We start from the raw sequence: 16,230 nt of genomic DNA on the forward strand, positions 1-16,230 counted from the left end.
GAGATGTCCTTTCGTGACCGTTGGCGGTGAGGTTTCCCCGTTGATCCGGGCTTAAGCCAGGATCCGGGCGAGAGCGGGGTAGATGAGGAAGATGAGGAAGCCGACGCAGAGGAGGAGCTGAGCGACCAGCATCGACTGCGACCGCTCCTCGGAGCGGGCCTCGGCATCGGCCAGCTCGCGGTGCCGCATCGACGCGGCCCGGGCGCTGAGCGACTCGCGGACCTTGGCGCCGTCCTCGGCGACGAGGGCGAGCGCGGCCGAGAGGTCGCGGAGCTCGTCGACGTCGACCTCCTCGCCGAGCTGCCCGAGCGCCGCCCACGGCGTGATGCCCTGGAGCCGGGCCGCTTCGAGGGCGTCGCGGATGCGGACCAGGCCCCAGCTGTCGCTGATGGACGACGCGGCCTGCAGCGCTTCCGGGACGCCCCGCCCGCCGGCGAGGTTCATCGCGACCAGGTCGAGGAAGGCGCTCACCATGTGCCGGAAGGCCCGCCGCCGGTCACGGGCCTGCCGGGAGAGCTCGAGGTAGGGCACCAGCGCTCCGACCACCGCGCCGATGAGGATCACCCAGAGCGGGATCGCGAACCCGACGAGACCTCCGACGGCGAAGGGGATGAGGACAGCGTTCGGCAGCACCGCACCCAGCAGCGCGCCGCCGGCCGTGCGGGCGAAGAACATCTCCCGCGACTGACCGACCATGCCGAGGTCGGCATCGAGCCGGGCGGGCAGGCGGACGCCCTGGCTCTCGAGCAGCTCGGCGATCCGCGCCCCGACGCGGCGCATCTTCGGGGACTCCTCCGCGTGCCGCCGGTCGGCGGTCAGGAAGGTCTCGCGCCGGCCCCGGGCGAGACGGGCGTCCAGCAGCGCCAGTGCGACCGGACCGGACGTCGTCGGCTGGACGATCAGCCAGACGGCCACCAGGATCCCGGATCCCACGACGGCACCGGCCAGCATCACGAGCGTGAGGTTCATCGGACCGCCTCCGAGCGCCGGAAGTGGAGGAACCGTCCGGGCAGATCGTCCTTCGCGAGCGCGCGGAGCCAGAGGATCCCCGCCGCGAAGACACCGAGGATCAGGACGAGGACGACCTGGCCGGCAGGCGACGAGTACGGCTCGACGTAGTCGCGGTTGAAGACCGCCAGGCCGACGACGACGGCGACCGTGATGCCCACGACGATGGTCACGCTCCGCCGGGTCGAGGCCCGACTGGCGTAGATCCGCTGCCGCATCTCCAGCTCCAGCCGCGCGGACCGGGCGAGCGAGGTGAGCACGTCGCGCAGGCCGGGGCCGCGCAGCCGCGAGTTGAGGATCAGCGCTGCGATGATCAGGTCGGCACCGGCGTCGTCGACGTCCTCGGCGAACCGCTTGAGCGCTTCCGGCAACGGCATCCGGACGCGGAGCCGATCGGCCATCGCGGTCAGGTCGGCCCGGATCGCGGGCGACGCGGCGTACGCCGTCGCGGGGATGGCCTGCTCCAGCCCGACCGCGCCGGCGACGGTGTCGCGCAGCGACTCCGTCCAGGCGGCGAGCCCCTCCAGCCGGACGATGCCCTGCCGCGCCTCGCGAGCGCCGCCGAACAGCCGGTCCCAGAACAGGACGAGCAGCGCGCACGCGATCGCGACGACGAGCCACCGGGTGAGCAGCAGGACCAGAAGGAATGCGCCGACCGCGAACGGCACCCGGCGCCCCGCTGCCTGGATCTGCTCGACGAGCGTGCCCCCGCCCTTCGCGACGCGATCGTCGACGGGGAAGCCGACCAACGACCGCACCAGCAGCACGATCCCCGCGCCGACCATCGCCCCGAGCAGGACGATGAGGAGGGTGGTGGGTGTCAGTGTCATCCCGCCCGCTCCACCCACGTCGCCGCCGCACCCGCCCGGTAGCCGACCGCCTCCAGCTCGTCGAGGCACGAGACGGCAGCGGCCGGCACGGCGTACCCGTCGCGACCGCGAGCGAAGACCTCGCTGGAGAGCACCCGGCCGTCGACGCCGTTGACCTCGCGGACCGACGTCACCATCCGGCGCAGGGTCCCGCCCTCGGCGAACTCGTTGACCCGCTCGATGAAGATGACGAAGTCGATGGCGCCGCCGATCAGCATCATCGTCGCGTCGGACGGGAGCCGCTCCGCGCTCTGGATCGCATAGGTGCAGATCCGGTTGAACACCTCTGCGGACGAGTTCGCGTGGATCGTCGACAGCGAGCCGTCGTTGCCCTGGCTCATCGCGTTGAGCATGGTCACGATCTCGTCGCCGAGCACCTCGCCCACGATCACCCGGCTCGGGTTCATGCGCAGCGAGCGCCGCACCAGCTCGGCCATGGTGATCGCGCCGGCGCCCTCGGCGTTGGAGAGCCGCTCCTCGAAGGCCACCACGTTGGGATGGAGGTCCGGGAACTCCCCGAGCCCCAGCTCGAGCGCCCGCTCGACCGTGATCAGGCGCTCGCCCGGCTCGATCTCGTTGGCCAGTGCCCGCAGCAACGTCGTCTTCCCGGCGTTCGTCGCCCCCGCGATCATGATGTTCTTGCGGGCGCGGACGGCGGCCGACAGGAACGCCGCCAGGTCGGGCGACATGGTGCCGTAGTCGACGAGGGTGTCGAGCGACACGCGGGACAGCCGGGCCCGCCGGATCGACACCGACGGCCGGGGACACACGCCCATGACCGCCGAGAGCCGGGAGCCGTCGGGCAACCGGATGTCGAGCTGGGGATTGGCGGTGTCGAACGGGCGGCTGGTGAGGCCGGAGTAGGCGCCGAGCGTCTGCACCAGCTCGATCAGCTCGTCGTCGGACTCGGCGACCGGCTCGGCGCGCTCCTCGCGACCGTCGGCGTAGCCGACGAACACCTGGTCGCACCCGTTGATGTCGATGTTCTCGACCTCGGGGTCGTCGAGCAGCGGCTGGAGCCGGCCGACGCCGAACAGGGCGGCGTGGATGCCGTCGGCGAGGTTCTGCTCCTCGTCCGGCGTCGGTGGCGTCCGGCCGGCGCGGACCTCCTCACGGGCGTACTGGTCGAGGACCCGGCCGATGACCGCTCGCGCGAACTGCCGCTCGTCCTCCGCCGACATCGGCGGGAGGTGGTTGTCGGCGTCCTCGCGTCGCTGCCGCGAGACGATGTCGGCGACCTGCTCCCGCAGCTCACGCACCAGCTTCTGGTCCATGCCGGACTACCTCCCGCTCGCGAGGTCGGAGGCCCGGTGGGCGCCGGACAGCCGCTGGGCCAGCTGGGTCGCCGACCGGCCGAGCAGCGTCTTCCGGAGCTGACCGATGCGCTGACCGGCCAGGATCTTCGCCGCCTTCGGATCGTCGGCGACGATGCCGAGGACGGTCACGCCGAGCCGCTCGTGGTCGAGCAGCTGCTGGAGGTCGGCGGCGCTGCGGGTGTCGCGGTAGTCGGTCACGACGACCACGCCGACCGGCTTGCCTCCCGGACCGCCGATCCCGAGCGTCGACCCGAGAGAGCGCAGTCGCTCGCGGAGGTGGGCGGTGCCCGCGATGTCGGCCCGCGTGACGAGCACGACGATGTCGGCGCCCGTGAAGACCGGCATCGCGGCGCTGCCCGGGACGACCCGGCCGCAGTCGACGAGGACGTCCGTCCGGTGCTGGGCGAAGACCGCCGGCAGCTGGCCCCACGCCGCTCCGAGCCCGGACAGCTGGTCGGGCGAGGCGAGTCCGACGAGGACGTCGACGCCCATCGCCGTGTGCTGGAGGTGCTCGGTCAGGTCGGCCTCGGCGGCGCCGCGTCGTACTGCCGCACCGAGCGACAACAGCCCCCGGTCGGGGTCGAGCGGGCCGCCTCCGACCGCGCGGTTGCGCCACATGACGTCGCCCCCGGCGGGGTCGACGTCGGCGAGCACGACCGGCGCCGGCCAGCTGGCGGCGATCGCCGCGATCGCGGTCGAGACGCCCGGCGAGCCCTTGGCGGAGGCGAACGCGTAGACGGTCACTGGCCGTCCTCGAGGTCGACGTCGGGGTCCAGGCCGGAGTCGAGGATGGCGAGGCCGGCCTCGCCGGCGCCGGCGGCGTCGATCACCGAGAGCGCCACCTGGTCGAGCACCAGCAGGCTGGCGGTCGGGAGGTCCGTGCTGGAGCCCAGGTCGTCGGTCTCGGGTTCGGTGACCTCCAGGACGTAGGCCGTGCCGAGGACCTCGGCCTTCTCGGTGCCACCGGAGGCACTGGTGGCGCGCACGACCTGCACCAGGTCACCGGACCGGACCGTCGCGGCCGGCGCCAGCTCGCCGACGAGCGGGACGGACACGATCGCGCGGCCGTCGGGGATCGGGTCCTCGCTCGACACGTTGTTCTCGGTGAGCAGGGTGCCCGGCTCGATGCGGGTGGTGGCGTAGGCGCCGACCACCTCGTCGGTGAACTCCTCAGGGATCACGGGGATGTCCTCGCTGGCGACCCGCACCACCTGGAGGTGTTCCTCGGTGATCTGCATCCCTGGCTCGATGGGCTGGCTGGCCGCCAGCACCGGCACCCGGCTGTCCATGCGAACGGCGAGCAGACCCGCGACGAGGGCACCTCCGACGATCAGCAGGAGCGCCAGCGCGGCAAGTGCCGGGCGACGCTGTCGCGGTGGTGCGATCTGGCCGGCCGGGTTGGGAACCGCGGCCCGCCTGCCTGCGCGGCTGCGCTGACGATCGGCGACGGTTCCGCTGATGTCGTTGCTCACGACGTCCTCCGAGATGGTCCGAGATTCCGAGCGGCCCGCGTCCACGGACCCCATGTGACTGCGGGTCCGCCTACCCCGAATGACACGTCACGAACCTCGAGAGTTGCGTGGGAGTCGAACGCGGGCCGGGCCAGTCCGAATGATAAGCGGTCCGGGTGGCCGATCTTCGTCCGGATGTTTGCGGGGTCACACCGCGGGTAACCCGGAGGCCGTCAGCGTTTCCACCAATCACAGGAGTTCGACATGGCAGGACCCGACGGCAGCATCTCCATCGATCACGGTTCCATCGAGGCCCAGGCCAGGAACCTCGGTGATCTCAAGAACGAGCTGGAGAACGCGGTTCAGACGACCACTGGTCAGATCCAGAGCCTCTACGACTCCGGCGCCTTCAAGGGTCTGTCCGGCTCGTCGTTCCAGGAGATCTTCGCTCGCTGGAACAAGGAATCCGGTGACCTGTTCGCGGTCATCGACGAGTTCGTGACCTACCTCGGCAAGGCGTCCTCGGCCTTCTCCGAGGTCGACCAGGCATTCACCATCAAGCTGTGAGACCGGCGGCGCGCTCAGGACGCCGCGCTTCACCACCACGGCCCGGCACTCCGAGGGGAGTGCCGGGCCGTCGCGTCTGCGTCCGGAGACCGGCGCGAGGCGTAACCGCAACGGGTCGCGCGGGTTAGTACCTGCAAATCGCCCCTGGCGCTGGGAGGAGCTCGGGCATGGACGAGGACGAGCTCAGGGCAGCGCCGGCCATCGACACGATCTCGCTTCTCGTGACCGCAGCGCGCCGAGCCGGGTTCGACGTCGACTCGGATCCGCTGGACCAGGTCGCGGTCGACGTGGGCCCTCGCCGCACCGGGTGGCTTCACGTCCGAGCAATGGCGGTCGCCGGCGTCGCGATCCTCGCGGCGGCCATCGGCGCCGAGAGCACCTCCGACGGCAAGGCAGCGGTCGTCGCGAGCATCCTCGTCCTGATGTGTGCCTCGCTGGCGGACATCTACAACGGTCGCCCGGCGGCGCCGCGCCCCTAGGAGCCCGCTGAACAATCCGCCCTGCTGCGCGGCGGCCGGATTGTTCAGCGCACTCCTAGCCCACCAGCGGGACCTGGACCCCGATCTGGTCGCCGGTGCCGGGGAAGACCACTCCCCTGCCGGGCTGCACGCGCGGCACCAGCGACGTGCGGGAGACCCGGCCCCCGAAGACGTCTCCCTGCAACGGCTCCTGCGGTGACAGCAGCAGGCCCTTTCGGCCCGACCGGGCCTCGACCACCCAGCCGGAGAACCCGGCGCTGAGCTCGCTGACCCCTCCGCCGAGGACCACGTGGAACCCGCGGTCTCGCGCCTGGCGGACGACCGCGCCCATCACCGGGGCGAGCGGGCCCTCCTTGAGTCGTTCTCCGTCGTCGATGAGGACGACGGAGCCGTGTCCCAGGGCGCGCAGCCGCTCGATCACGTCGTCCTGGGCGTGCTCGATCCCGACCAGCGCGTCGTCGCCGAGGTCGTCGCTGAGCAGGTTCACGCTCGGGGTGAACCCGAGGACCTGACGTCCGTCCGCGCGGGCCCACCGGCAGATGAACCGCAGCGCGTTGGTGCGACCGCTGGAGGGCGGCCCGACGACGAGCATCGGGGTGTTCGCGGCGTCCACGCTCACGAGCTCGAGCCGGTCGCCGCCGACGCCGACCGGGATGTGACCACTCGGCAGCGGCGGCGGGGAGGCGAGCACCGACGTCGCGTCGATCTCGCTCGGCAGCGCCGCCAGCCGGAACGGGCGCTGCGCCTCCGGTGCCGGTCCCTCGTCTCGTTCGGCGGCGGTGAGCGTCGCCCCGAGCTCGCGCACCATCGCGGACTGCGCGGCGCCGGAGGTGTCGTCGCCCAGGACGGCGACCTGCGCCTCGATGCCGGACTCCGCCCACAGGCCACGCCCGTCGGACAGGTGGTCCGGCACGTCCTTGGCCTTCAGGCCACCGCTCGTGTAGTCGCTGCGGTCGGGCAGCCGCAGCAGCAGCTTGTCCTCGACCAGCGACGCGACCCGACCCGAGAGGAGCGACCGGTCGCCGGCCACCACGACGTGGATGCCGACGCTGGCTCCCTCCCGGAGGAGCCCGAGCATGCGGTCGTTGAGGCGGCCGACGTCGACCTCGCTCAGGTCGGAGACGAAGCCCTCCCACCGGTCGAGCAGGAGTACGACGTACGGCAGCCTCTCGTCGGCCGGCACCGCCCGCCGCTGCTCGTCGATGTCGGCGTATCCCGACCTTCCGAGCACGTCCTGGCGCCGCTTGACCTCGTCGCCGAGCCGCTCCAGCAGCCGGCTCGCCCGCTCCACCTCGGTGCGCTGCACGACGGCACCGGTCTGCGGCAGCGCGGTGAGCGGCAGCAGCGCGCCGTTGCCGCAGTCGAGGCCGTAGAGGTGCAGGTCGCGCGATCGGGTGACCTCGGCTAGGCCGACGGCGATGGTGCGCAGCGCGGTCGACCGCCCGGACCTGGCTCCGCCGGCGATGTAGAGGTGCCCGGAGGTGCCGAGGGTGAACTCGCGGGGACGCTGTGCCTGGTCCGCGGGGTGGTCCTCCAGCACCCACGGCGCCGACCACCCGACGACCCGATCGGGGTCGGGCTTGGCGGCGACGAGGTCGCGCAGCGCGGCCAGGGTGACCGGCGCCGGGAGCTCCGGCAGCCACGGCGAGTGCTGGGGGCCGACGCCGCGCAGCTCGGCGGCGCCGGTGATCGCCTCGACCAGCACGGACAGGTCCGTCTCGCCCTCGTCGGTCTGGCTCCCCTCCTCCTTGGGCCGGCCCGGCGCGGGGTGGCCGACCAGGTCCCAACCGACCGGCCACACGAGCGGTGGCTCGCGCACGACGTCCTCGACCGGCTTGGTGTCCGGGCGGGCGCCGCCGACGCGGCCGGCCTGGAACGGGAGCAGCGAGGAGTGGCCGAGCCGGGCGTAGCCGCGGCCGGGCTGGTCGGGACGGATGGTCGCGGAGTCACCGGCGTCGATGACGTCCTTGGACTCCGACTCGTCGGTCACCCGCAACGCGATCCGCAGGTTGGTGTTGGCCCGGATGTCGTTGGAGATCACGCCCGACGGCCGCTGGGTGGCGAGGACCAGGTGGATGCCCAGCGACCGGCCGCGCTGGGCGATGGTCACCAGGCCGGTCACGAAGTCGGGCAGCTCGGCCTTGAGGCTGGCGAACTCGTCGATCACGATCGCCAGCCGCGGGATCGGCGGCAGCCCCGGGTCGCGCCGTTGCAACGCCCAGTAGTCCTCGAGGTCCTTGGCTCCCGGTACGGCGAGCAGGTGCTCGCGGCGCTTGAGCTCGGCGCCGAGCGAGGTCAGTGCCCGGCTGACCAGGTGCGTGTCGAGGTCGGTCACCATGCCGACCGTGTGGGGCAGTCGGGCGCAGTCCTTGAACGCCGACCCGCCCTTGTAGTCGACGAGCACGAACGTCAGCTGCTCCGGACTGTTGGCGACGGCCAGCGAGGCCACGATGGTCTGGAGGAGCTCGGACTTTCCGGAGCCCGTCGTACCGGCGATGAGAGCGTGCGGCCCGTCCTTGCGGATGTCGAGCCGGAACGGCCCGTCGAAGCCTTCGCCGATGACGACGTCGGTGCGCGCCTCCGGCCCCCAACGGCGCGCCACCCCGTCCGGCGTCGGGTGCTCGAGGGCGATGCACTCCAGCAGCCGCGCCGAGGCCGGCAGCCCGGACACCTCGACCGTCGGTGTGGTGTCGCGCACCGGGGCGAGGGCCCTCCCGATGCGGGTCGCCCACGCCGCCTCGACCAGGTCCGGACGGATCCGGGCGACCGCCTCGGACCCGGTGCGTCGCAGCTCGACGAGACCCTCCTGCACGTCGAGCACGGCGCGGCACTCCTCCGGGAGCAGCCGCACGTCCTCGTCGAGGCAGATCACCTTCACGCCGACGGCCGGTCCTTCGCGCAGCAGCGTCACCAGGCCGGGCAGCGCGCGCAGTCGCCGGGCGCCGTCGACCACGACCAGCACGTCCGGGCGGGGGGTTGCGTCGCCGGGAAGGCCGACCCGCCGGTCCTCCGGCGACCGGTCGGCGATCAGCTGGCCGAGCTCGGCCAGCCGTCGCGACACGGACTGCTGCTCGGTGCCCAGGACGGCGGCGACCGGCTCGCCGGGGCGCCGGCAGTGCGGCAGCCACCGGGTCCAGCCCCACTGCTGCTCGCGCTCCGCGTTGGTGAGGACCACGAGGTCGAGGTCGCCGGGCGCGTGCAGCACCGCGGCCTGGCCGACCAGCCACCGGGCGAGTGCGTCGACGCCGCCGCCGTCGCAGCAGATGCCGATCACGCCGAGGTCGCGGATCGAGATCGAGACGGGCACGTCGCCCAGCGTCTCGGGCTCCGGCGGCTCCTCGGACTCCTTCCGGGAGCGGTCGACGACCCTGATCGGCGACGGCCGGTCCGCGACGCCGAGCCGGAGCTCGAGGTAGTCGGGATCCGCGCGGCGCCGCATCCAGAGCTGCTGCCCGGGGCCGACCGCGTCCAGCAGCACCCGGGCCGGGTCGGGACGGTCGCGGCGGAGGTCCTCGCGGAACAGCCGCTGGGCCCGCGCCAGCCGGCGCCGGACGGAGATCGTGTCCTCGCGGAACTCGATCATCTGCTGGCGGTACTCGACAGCCGCGCCCTTGCGCTGGGCCACGAAGTTGAAGAGCGCGAGCACGGGCGACATCAGGCCGAACAGCATGAACCGCCAGCTCCCGAAGAGCAGGCACATCGGCACCGCCATCAGCATCGGCGCGAACACGATCGGCCACGGGATCGTCTGTCGGCGCGGCTTGACCGGCTCCCCCGGCAGCACGAACGAGCTCTCGCGCTCCGGTGGCAGCAGCCGCGGCGGCCGGTTGAAGTCGATGCCGAGCACCTCGTCGCTGCGGCCGGCGTCGGCGTCGGGCGCCCAGACCCGGTGCCACTGGAGCAGTGTCTCGCCGATGCGCAGATCGGCGCCCTCGGGCCAAGCGACGTCGCCGAGCTCCTCCGCTGCCTCCTCCTCCAGCGAACGCCCCTTGCGCAGGGCGCGGGCCTCCCGTTTCTCGGCCCTGCGCTCCGCCTTGCGGTCGCGGCGCTGCTTCTTCCTGCGGCGCTTGCGCTCGCGTCGGGTCAGCGCCTCGACGGGGAGGAGGTCGACCGCGGCGGCATCCTCCTCGTCGTGCTCGGGGTCGGGCTCGGCGGGGTCGCGGCCGTCGAGCCGTACGGCGCGACTGCGCTCGACGATCTCGACGTCGGCGTCGGCGGTCACCCGGATGACGAGCGCGTCGGTCGGCAGGAACAGGTCCGGCAGCGACATGCCGGGCGCGCCGTTCCCGATCTGGTGCTCGCCGATACCGAACCGGTGGATCCGGCCCGCGCCGGGACCGGAGACGACGCGCACCTCCACGACCCCGCGCGGCAGCGCGGCGTCGTACCCGTCGGGCTCGTGGAGAGCGACCACCGAGCCGGGTTGCAGGCGCGCGGCGCGGAGACTCTGGTCCTTCCCGACCGGCTGCCCGTCGACCCAGACGGCGACCTGCTTGGCGAAGCCGGGGTGCATCTCCCCGTCGGTCGCGTCGAGGAGCGGTGGCAGCAGCTCGGCGACCTCGGTCTCGGGTGCGGCGTCGACGAGGACGTCGCGGCGCACGCCGGTGGCGCCGTTCACGACGCTGAGACTGAATCGCACCGAGAGTCCTTCCGTCCGCCCGAGCGGGCTGCGCCCGCCATCGTAGGCAACATCGGACCTACCCGGTCCTCACCCGGCTGACACGTCCGGCGTCGGAGGGCCGGCTCAGTCGACGCGGTCGATGATCAGCGGCCGAGGGTCGTACGCCGTCCCGGGCGGGTCGATGCGGTAGCCACCGTCGAGAGCGGCGAGTGCCCGCTCGAAGCGCTCCGGGGTGTCGGTGAGGAGGGTGAGGATCGGCTGTCCGGCGGTGACCGGGTCACCCGGCCGGGCGTGCCACACGACGCCGGCCCCGGCCTGGACCGGGTCCTCCTTGCGTGCCCGGCCCGCTCCGAGCCGCCACGCGGCGACCCCGACGGCGAGGGCGTCCAGCCGGGTCAGGACTCCGTCGGCGTCGGCGGTCACGTCGTGCGACTCACGGGCCGTGGGCAGCGGGGCGTCGGGGTCGCCGCCCTGGGCGCGGATCATCGCCTTCCAGGCGTCCATCGCGGAGCCGTCGGCGAGCCGGTCGGCGGGGTCGACGTCCGTGACACCCGCGGCGGTGAGCATCTCGCGGGCGAGGGCGAGGGTCAGCTCGACCACGTCGGCGGGGCCGCCGCCGGCGAGCACCTCGACCGACTCGGTGACCTCGATCGCGTTGCCCGCGGTGCGACCGAGCGGCACGTCCATGTCGGTCAGCAGGGCCACGGTGCGCAGGCCGGCGTCGGTGCCGAGGGCGACCATCACCTCGGCGAGCTCTCGCGCCCGGTCGGCGTCCTTCATGAACGCCCCGCTGCCGACCTTCACGTCGAGCACCAGGGCGCCGGTGCCCTCGGCGATCTTCTTGCTCATGATCGACGACGCGATCAGCGGGATCGCCTCGACGGTCCCGGTCACGTCGCGCAGCGCGTAGAGCTTGCGGTCCGCGGGCGCGAGGCCGTCGCCCGCCGCGCAGATCACCGCGCCGACGGACTCCAGCTGCGCGAGCATCTCCTCGTTGGAGAGCGTCGCCCGCCAGCCCGGGATGGACTCGAGCTTGTCGAGGGTGCCGCCTGTGTGCCCCAGGCCGCGGCCCGAGAGCTGAGGCACGGCGACGCCGCAGGCCGCCACGAGCGGGGCCAGCGGCAGCGTGATCTTGTCGCCCACGCCACCAGTCGAGTGCTTGTCCGCCGTCGCGCGGGACAGCGCGGAGAAGTCCATCCGCTCCCCCGACGCGATCATCGCCGCGGTCCAGTCGGCGATCTCGCGGCGGTCCATGCCGTTGAGGAGGATCGCCATCGCGAGTGCCGACATCTGCTCGTCGGCGACGTCGCCCTTGGTGTAGGCGTCGACCACCCACTCGATCTGGCTGCGGCTGAGGGCTCCGCGGTCCCGCTTGGCGGAGATGATCTCGACGGCGTCGTGCGAACTCATCGGGCGTTCCTATCAGGCCGCATCATCAGGCCAGGTCGTCGGGGCCGAACGCGAGGGGCAGCATCTGCTCCATCGTCCGCACACCCTCGGGCGTCAGCAGCTCGAGGCCGGGCCCGCCCGCTTCGTAGAGGATCTGCCGACAGCGGCCGCACGGCATGATCACCTCGCCCGAGCCGTTCACGCACACCACGTGGGTCAGCCGGCCGCCACCCGTGGCGTGCAGCTGCGACACCAGACCGCACTCGGCGCACAGGGTGACGCCGTACCCGGCGTTCTCGACGTTGCACCCCACCAGCAGCCGGCCGTCGTCGGCGAGGCCGGCGGCGCCGACGTGGAAGTGTGAGTACGGCGCGTAGGCCCGCGCGGACACCTCGGTCGCCGCCTGCTGCAGGGCAGGCCAGTCGACACTCATCTCGGGGTCCTCAGTCCGACTTCCGGTAGTGCTGGCCGTCCGCGGCGGGCGCTCGCACCCGGCCGACGAACCCGGCGACGGCGATGATCGTCGCGATGTAGGGCAGCGCGGCGAGCAGGTCGCCCGGCACCTTCTCGTCGAGGATGCTCAGCTGGTCCCGCAGGTTGCGGAGGAAGCCGAACATCACCGCCGCGAGCGCCGCGTAGACCGGGTGCCAGCGCCCCATGATGACCGCGGCGAGCGAGATGAAGCCGAGCCCGGCGGTCATCTCCTTGTCGAAGGCTCCGGTGCTGAGCGTGAACGAGGCACCCCCGAGACCGGCGAACACTCCACCCAGGAGCACGGCCTGCCAGCGGGTGCGGATCGGGTCGATGCCGACCGTGTCTGCCGCCTTGGGGTGCTCTCCCACCGAGCGCACCCGGAGGCCCCACCGGGTCTGGAACAGGAGGAACCACACCGCCGGGACCGACACGTAGGCGATGTAGACGAGCAGGTTCTGGCCGAAGAGCGCAGTGCCGATGTAGGGGATGTCGACGAGAACCGGGATCTCGACCGCCTCGAGCAGCCCCGGGTTGTTGAACTGCTCCTCCCGGTCGTCGGGGATCTGGCCCAGCAGGAAGCTGGTGATGCCGTAGCCGAAGGCCACGAGGACGACGCCCACCACGACCTGGTCGACGTAGTAGCGCAGCGAGAAGAACGCGAGCATCGCGGCCACTCCCACGCCGGCGAGGATGCCGCCGAGGAGACCGAAGACCGGGCACCAGAACAACGGGATCGCCGCGATCGACGCGACTGCGAAGCTGGAGAACACCGACCCGAAGAACGCGCCGACGATGAACTGGCCCTCGATCGCGATGTTGACGACGCCCGAACGCTCGCAGAGCACGCCCGCGAGCGCACCGAACACCAGCGCCGTCGCGATCCTGATCGTCCCCGGGATCGGGTTGGTCATCGCGGGTGCGAATGCGCCGGTCGGGTCCGCGTACGCCCACATGAGGAACGCGCCGTAGAAACCGATGCCGATGACGACCGCGATGAGGACACCGACCCAGCCACGGGGGTAGCGGTTGACGATGGCGAGCAACAGCGCGGCGGCCGTCAGCGCGACGGCTACCCACGAGACGACGCTGCCGTCGAACTCCACCGGCGGGTTGTCCTTGGTCCGCGGCCCCTTGAACAGGTGCGACACGGTCGGGTCGTCGATCTTCAGCTTGAACCAGATCTCGGCGAGCAGCACCAGCGCGAGCACGACGACCAGCTTGATCTGGCGGCGTACGTCGGCACGGTCGCGGATCTGCGGCTCTGCGGCGGCGGGAGCAGGAGTCTCGAGCACGTCGGTCATGCCGCTGCTCCCTTCGGCTCGGCGGTCGCAGGCTTCCGGCGCCGCCGGAACCTGCCGAGACCACGGATCAGCGCGGGGGCGGCGACGAACAGCACGATCAGCGCCTGCACGACCTGGATCAGCTCGGGGGGCACCCCGGCCGACGTCTGCATCCCGAGTCCGCCCGCGGACAGGGCGCCGAAGAGCAGACCGGCGAGGACCGTGCCGAACGGGGTCGCGCGCCCGAGCAGGGCCACCGTGATGGCGTCGAAGCCGACCGAGCCGACGACCTGGTCGGTGACCGACTGCTGGAGACCGAGCAGGGTCATCGTGATGGCGAGCCCGGAGAGCAGGCCGGCGATCGCCATCGTCGCGATGTACACCTTGGCGATGCTCATCCCCGCCGTCCGCGACGCCTCAGGGCTGGCGCCGACGGCCCGCATCTCGAAGCCGAGCCGGCTGCGCTCCAGCAGCCACCAGACACCGACGGCGGCGAGCAGGGCCACCGGGATGCCGAGGTGGAGCCCGAACAGCGTGGGGTAGGTCGCGTTGTCGGCGACCGGCGGGCTCAGGAGGTTGTCGCTCCCCGGGCGCTGGAACGCTTCCTTGGCCAGGAAGTAGAGGACCGTGAACCGGGCGACCTGGTTGAGCATGATCGTGGTGATCACCTCGTGGGCGCCGGTCTGAGCCTTGAGCACGCCGACGATGCCGCCCCAGATCGCGGACGCGACCAGACCCGCGGCGATGGCAGCGAGCAGGTGGATCCCCGGCGGCAGGTCGTAGGTGAAGCCGACGTACCCGGCGGCAAGCGCACCGACGAGCATCTGGCCGGTCGCGCCGATGTTGAACAGGCCGGCGCGGAAGGCGATGGTGACACCGAGTCCGGCGCAGATCAGCGGAGCCGACCGCTCCAGCGTCCGCTGCAGCGACGAGCCGGAGCCGACGGCTCCGTCGACCAGGGCGCTGTAGGCGTCCCACACCGCGCGGACGGAGTAGCGCAGGATGTCGCCGGCGTAGACGAAGAACGAGCCGGGGTTGCTGAAGAGGTTGCCGATCGCCTCGATGACGTCGTCGTCGGAGATGGCGATGAGGAACGCACCGACCGCCAGCGCCAGCACGATCGCCACGACGGTGTCGCGGACGGTCGGCAGCCAGGAACGGAGGTCGCGAGCCTTCGGCTCGCCGGCCTCGGGCTCCGGGACGATCGCCTCGGGGGCGGGAGACATCGCGGTCATGACGCCACCTCCGTCCCCTCGGGAACGGCACCCGCCATCAGCAGGCCGAGCTGCTCGCGCGGGATGTCGGGTGTCACGGTCGCCACGATCCGACCGTCGTACATCACCGCGATCCGGTCGGCCAGCGCGTAGATCTCCTCGAGCTCGGTCGACACGATGACCACCGCGGTGCCCTTGTCGCGCTCGGAGATGATCCGCTTGTGGATGAACTCGATGGAACCGACGTCCACGCCGCGCGTCGGCTGCGAGGCGATCAGCACCTTCAGCGGACGGGAGAACTCCCGCGCCACGACGACCTTCTGTTGGTTGCCGCCGGAGAGCGAGGCCACCGGCGACTCCGCCGACTCGGTGCGGATGTCGAACTCGTCGATCCGGTGCTTCGCGTTCGCGGCGATCGTGTCGAGCCTGAGTGCCGGCCCCTTGGAGAACTCGTCCGACCGGTAGAGGTCGAGCACAAGGTTCTCGCGGACGCTGAACGCACCGACGAACCCGTCGTGCGAGCGGTCCTCGGGGATGTAGCCGATGCCGTCCTCGAGGCTCTGCCGAGGACCGTGCCGGCTGATGTCCTTGCCGTCGAGCTCGATCCGGCCAGCGTCCGGCCGGACCAGCCCGAGCAGGGACTTGATCAGCTCGGTCTGTCCGTTGCCCTGGACCCCGGCGATGCCGAGCACCTCGCCCGCCCGCGCCTCGAACGACACGTCCTTGACGACGACGTGGCCCCGGGGGTCGATCACGGTGATGCCGTCGGCCTTCAGCACCGGGGCCCCCGGCGTGGCCGGTTCCTTGTCGACGACGAGCGAGACGCTGCGGCCGACCATCATCTCGGCCAGCTCGGCCTCGCTGGCGGACGGCTCGGCGGTGCCGACGACCTTGCCGCGCCGGATCACGCTGATCCGGTCGCCGATCGCCTTGACCTCGCGGAGCTTGTGGGTGATGAAGATGATCGAGGTGCCCTGCGCCTTGAGCTCGCGCATGATCGCCATCAGCTCGTCGATCTCCTGCGGTGTCAGGACCGCGGTGGGCTCGTCGAGGATCAGGATCTTGGCGTGGCTGGCCAGGGCCTTGATGATCTCGACGCGCTGCTGCACGCCGACCGGGATGTCCTCGATCAGCGCGTCCGGGTTCACGTGGAGCCGGTAGCGGTCAGACAGGTCCTGCACCTGCTTGCGGGCGGCGCGGCGGTTGAGGACGCCGGGCCCGTAGGTCTGCTCGTGGCCGAGCATGACGTTCTCGGTCACCGTGAAGACGGGGACCAGCATGAAGTGCTGGTGGACCATGCCGACGCCGGCAGCGAGGGCGTCGCCCGGTCCGTCGAAGCTGACCGGCTTGCCGTCGAGGAGGATCTCGCCCTCGGTCGGCGTGAGCAGGCCGTAGAGCATGTTCATCAGCGTCGACTTGCCGGCGCCGTTCTCGCCGAGGAGGCAATGGATCTCGCCCGGCTCGACCACCAGGTCGATGCGGTCGTTGGCGGTGAACGAGCCGAACTTCTTGGTCAGGCCCTTGATCTCGAGGCGCATGGGGTCCCCCGTCCGACGGTGGTC

Annotated in this window: 13 protein-coding genes; 2 read left to right on the forward strand and 11 right to left on the reverse strand. The window is 71.9% G+C overall.

Annotation, left to right across the window (positions count from 1 at the left end; all coding sequences use genetic code 11):
• Positions 1 to 51: 51 nt before the first annotated feature.
• The 5 genes from SHK19_RS16730 to SHK19_RS16750 are packed head-to-tail and all read right to left on the reverse strand — an operon-like array spanning position 52 to position 4,665.
• The gene (locus tag SHK19_RS16730; protein WP_322936909.1) at positions 52 to 969 is read right to left on the reverse strand and encodes a type II secretion system F family protein; all 918 of its coding nucleotides are present in this window, start codon (positions 967 to 969) and stop codon (positions 52 to 54) included.
• Complete coding sequence (locus SHK19_RS16735) at positions 966 to 1,838, reverse strand: type II secretion system F family protein (protein WP_322936910.1); 873 nt, start codon at positions 1,836 to 1,838, stop codon at positions 966 to 968. The genes SHK19_RS16730 and SHK19_RS16735 overlap by 4 nt, the downstream gene beginning before the upstream one ends.
• Positions 1,835 to 3,151, reverse strand: a complete 1,317-nt coding sequence (locus SHK19_RS16740; protein ID WP_322936911.1) for a CpaF family protein — start codon at positions 3,149 to 3,151, stop codon at positions 1,835 to 1,837. The genes SHK19_RS16735 and SHK19_RS16740 overlap by 4 nt, the downstream gene beginning before the upstream one ends.
• 6 nt (positions 3,152 to 3,157) lie before the next feature.
• The gene (locus SHK19_RS16745) at positions 3,158 to 3,937 is read right to left on the reverse strand and encodes a hypothetical protein (RefSeq protein ID WP_322936912.1); all 780 of its coding nucleotides are present in this window, start codon (positions 3,935 to 3,937) and stop codon (positions 3,158 to 3,160) included.
• Positions 3,934 to 4,665: an SAF domain-containing protein gene (locus tag SHK19_RS16750; protein WP_322936913.1), complete on the reverse strand. Its 732-nt coding sequence runs from the start codon at positions 4,663 to 4,665 to the stop codon at positions 3,934 to 3,936. Before SHK19_RS16750 ends, SHK19_RS16745 begins: the two co-directional genes overlap by 4 nt.
• Positions 4,666 to 4,908: 243 nt before the next feature.
• Here SHK19_RS16750 and SHK19_RS16755 point away from each other — a divergent pair, with 243 nt between their 5' ends.
• Both SHK19_RS16755 and SHK19_RS16760 read left to right on the forward strand, forming a co-directional pair.
• The gene (locus SHK19_RS16755; protein WP_322456434.1) at positions 4,909 to 5,211 is read left to right on the forward strand and encodes a WXG100 family type VII secretion target; all 303 of its coding nucleotides are present in this window, start codon (positions 4,909 to 4,911) and stop codon (positions 5,209 to 5,211) included.
• A gap of 167 nt (positions 5,212 to 5,378) precedes the next feature.
• Positions 5,379 to 5,690, forward strand: a complete 312-nt coding sequence (locus tag SHK19_RS16760) for a hypothetical protein (protein WP_322456433.1) — start codon at positions 5,379 to 5,381, stop codon at positions 5,688 to 5,690.
• A 55-nt stretch (positions 5,691 to 5,745) separates the two neighbouring features.
• Here the strand turns inward: SHK19_RS16760 and SHK19_RS16765 are convergent, their stop codons facing one another.
• From SHK19_RS16765 to SHK19_RS16790, 6 genes are all read right to left on the reverse strand, one after another.
• The gene (locus SHK19_RS16765; protein WP_322936914.1) at positions 5,746 to 10,308 is read right to left on the reverse strand and encodes an FtsK/SpoIIIE domain-containing protein; all 4,563 of its coding nucleotides are present in this window, start codon (positions 10,306 to 10,308) and stop codon (positions 5,746 to 5,748) included.
• Between the two features lie 126 nt (positions 10,309 to 10,434).
• Positions 10,435 to 11,721 carry a thymidine phosphorylase gene (locus tag SHK19_RS16770; protein ID WP_322456431.1) on the reverse strand — a complete coding sequence of 429 codons (1,287 nt, stop codon included), beginning with the start codon at positions 11,719 to 11,721 and terminating at the stop codon, positions 10,435 to 10,437.
• A 25-nt stretch (positions 11,722 to 11,746) separates the two neighbouring features.
• The gene (locus tag SHK19_RS16775) at positions 11,747 to 12,133 is read right to left on the reverse strand and encodes a cytidine deaminase (RefSeq protein ID WP_322456430.1); all 387 of its coding nucleotides are present in this window, start codon (positions 12,131 to 12,133) and stop codon (positions 11,747 to 11,749) included.
• Positions 12,134 to 12,143: 10 nt separating this feature from the next.
• A complete protein-coding gene (locus SHK19_RS16780) occupies positions 12,144 to 13,475 on the reverse strand; it encodes an ABC transporter permease (protein WP_322936915.1) in 1,332 nt (443 codons plus the stop codon).
• Complete coding sequence (locus SHK19_RS16785; protein ID WP_322936916.1) at positions 13,472 to 14,689, reverse strand: ABC transporter permease; 1,218 nt, start codon at positions 14,687 to 14,689, stop codon at positions 13,472 to 13,474. Before SHK19_RS16785 ends, SHK19_RS16780 begins: the two co-directional genes overlap by 4 nt.
• Entirely contained in the window at positions 14,686 to 16,206 is a 1,521-nt protein-coding gene (locus SHK19_RS16790; protein ID WP_322456427.1) for an ABC transporter ATP-binding protein, read from the reverse strand. Before SHK19_RS16790 ends, SHK19_RS16785 begins: the two co-directional genes overlap by 4 nt.
• Positions 16,207 to 16,230 lie beyond the last annotated feature (24 nt).

Source organism: Nocardioides bizhenqiangii (genome assembly GCF_034661235.1).
GTDB classification, from domain to species: domain Bacteria; phylum Actinomycetota; class Actinomycetes; order Propionibacteriales; family Nocardioidaceae; genus Nocardioides; species Nocardioides bizhenqiangii.

What these genes read in the sequence shown, in the direction of transcription:
- SHK19_RS16730 (WP_322936909.1), bottom strand. Translation starts at nt 969, where the DNA reads ATGAACCTCACGCTCGTGATGCTGGCCGGTGCCGTCGTGGGATCCGGG.
- SHK19_RS16735 (WP_322936910.1), bottom strand. Translation starts at nt 1,838, where the DNA reads ATGACACTGACACCCACCACCCTCCTCATCGTCCTGCTCGGGGCGATG.
- SHK19_RS16740 (WP_322936911.1), bottom strand. Translation starts at nt 3,151, where the DNA reads ATGGACCAGAAGCTGGTGCGTGAGCTGCGGGAGCAGGTCGCCGACATC.
- SHK19_RS16755 (WP_322456434.1), top strand. Translation starts at nt 4,909, where the DNA reads ATGGCAGGACCCGACGGCAGCATCTCCATCGATCACGGTTCCATCGAG.
- SHK19_RS16760 (WP_322456433.1), top strand. Translation starts at nt 5,379, where the DNA reads ATGGACGAGGACGAGCTCAGGGCAGCGCCGGCCATCGACACGATCTCG.
- SHK19_RS16770 (WP_322456431.1), bottom strand. Translation starts at nt 11,721, where the DNA reads ATGAGTTCGCACGACGCCGTCGAGATCATCTCCGCCAAGCGGGACCGC.
- SHK19_RS16775 (WP_322456430.1), bottom strand. Translation starts at nt 12,133, where the DNA reads ATGAGTGTCGACTGGCCTGCCCTGCAGCAGGCGGCGACCGAGGTGTCC.
- SHK19_RS16780 (WP_322936915.1), bottom strand. Translation starts at nt 13,475, where the DNA reads ATGACCGACGTGCTCGAGACTCCTGCTCCCGCCGCCGCAGAGCCGCAG.
- SHK19_RS16785 (WP_322936916.1), bottom strand. Translation starts at nt 14,689, where the DNA reads ATGACCGCGATGTCTCCCGCCCCCGAGGCGATCGTCCCGGAGCCCGAG.
- SHK19_RS16790 (WP_322456427.1), bottom strand. Translation starts at nt 16,206, where the DNA reads ATGCGCCTCGAGATCAAGGGCCTGACCAAGAAGTTCGGCTCGTTCACC.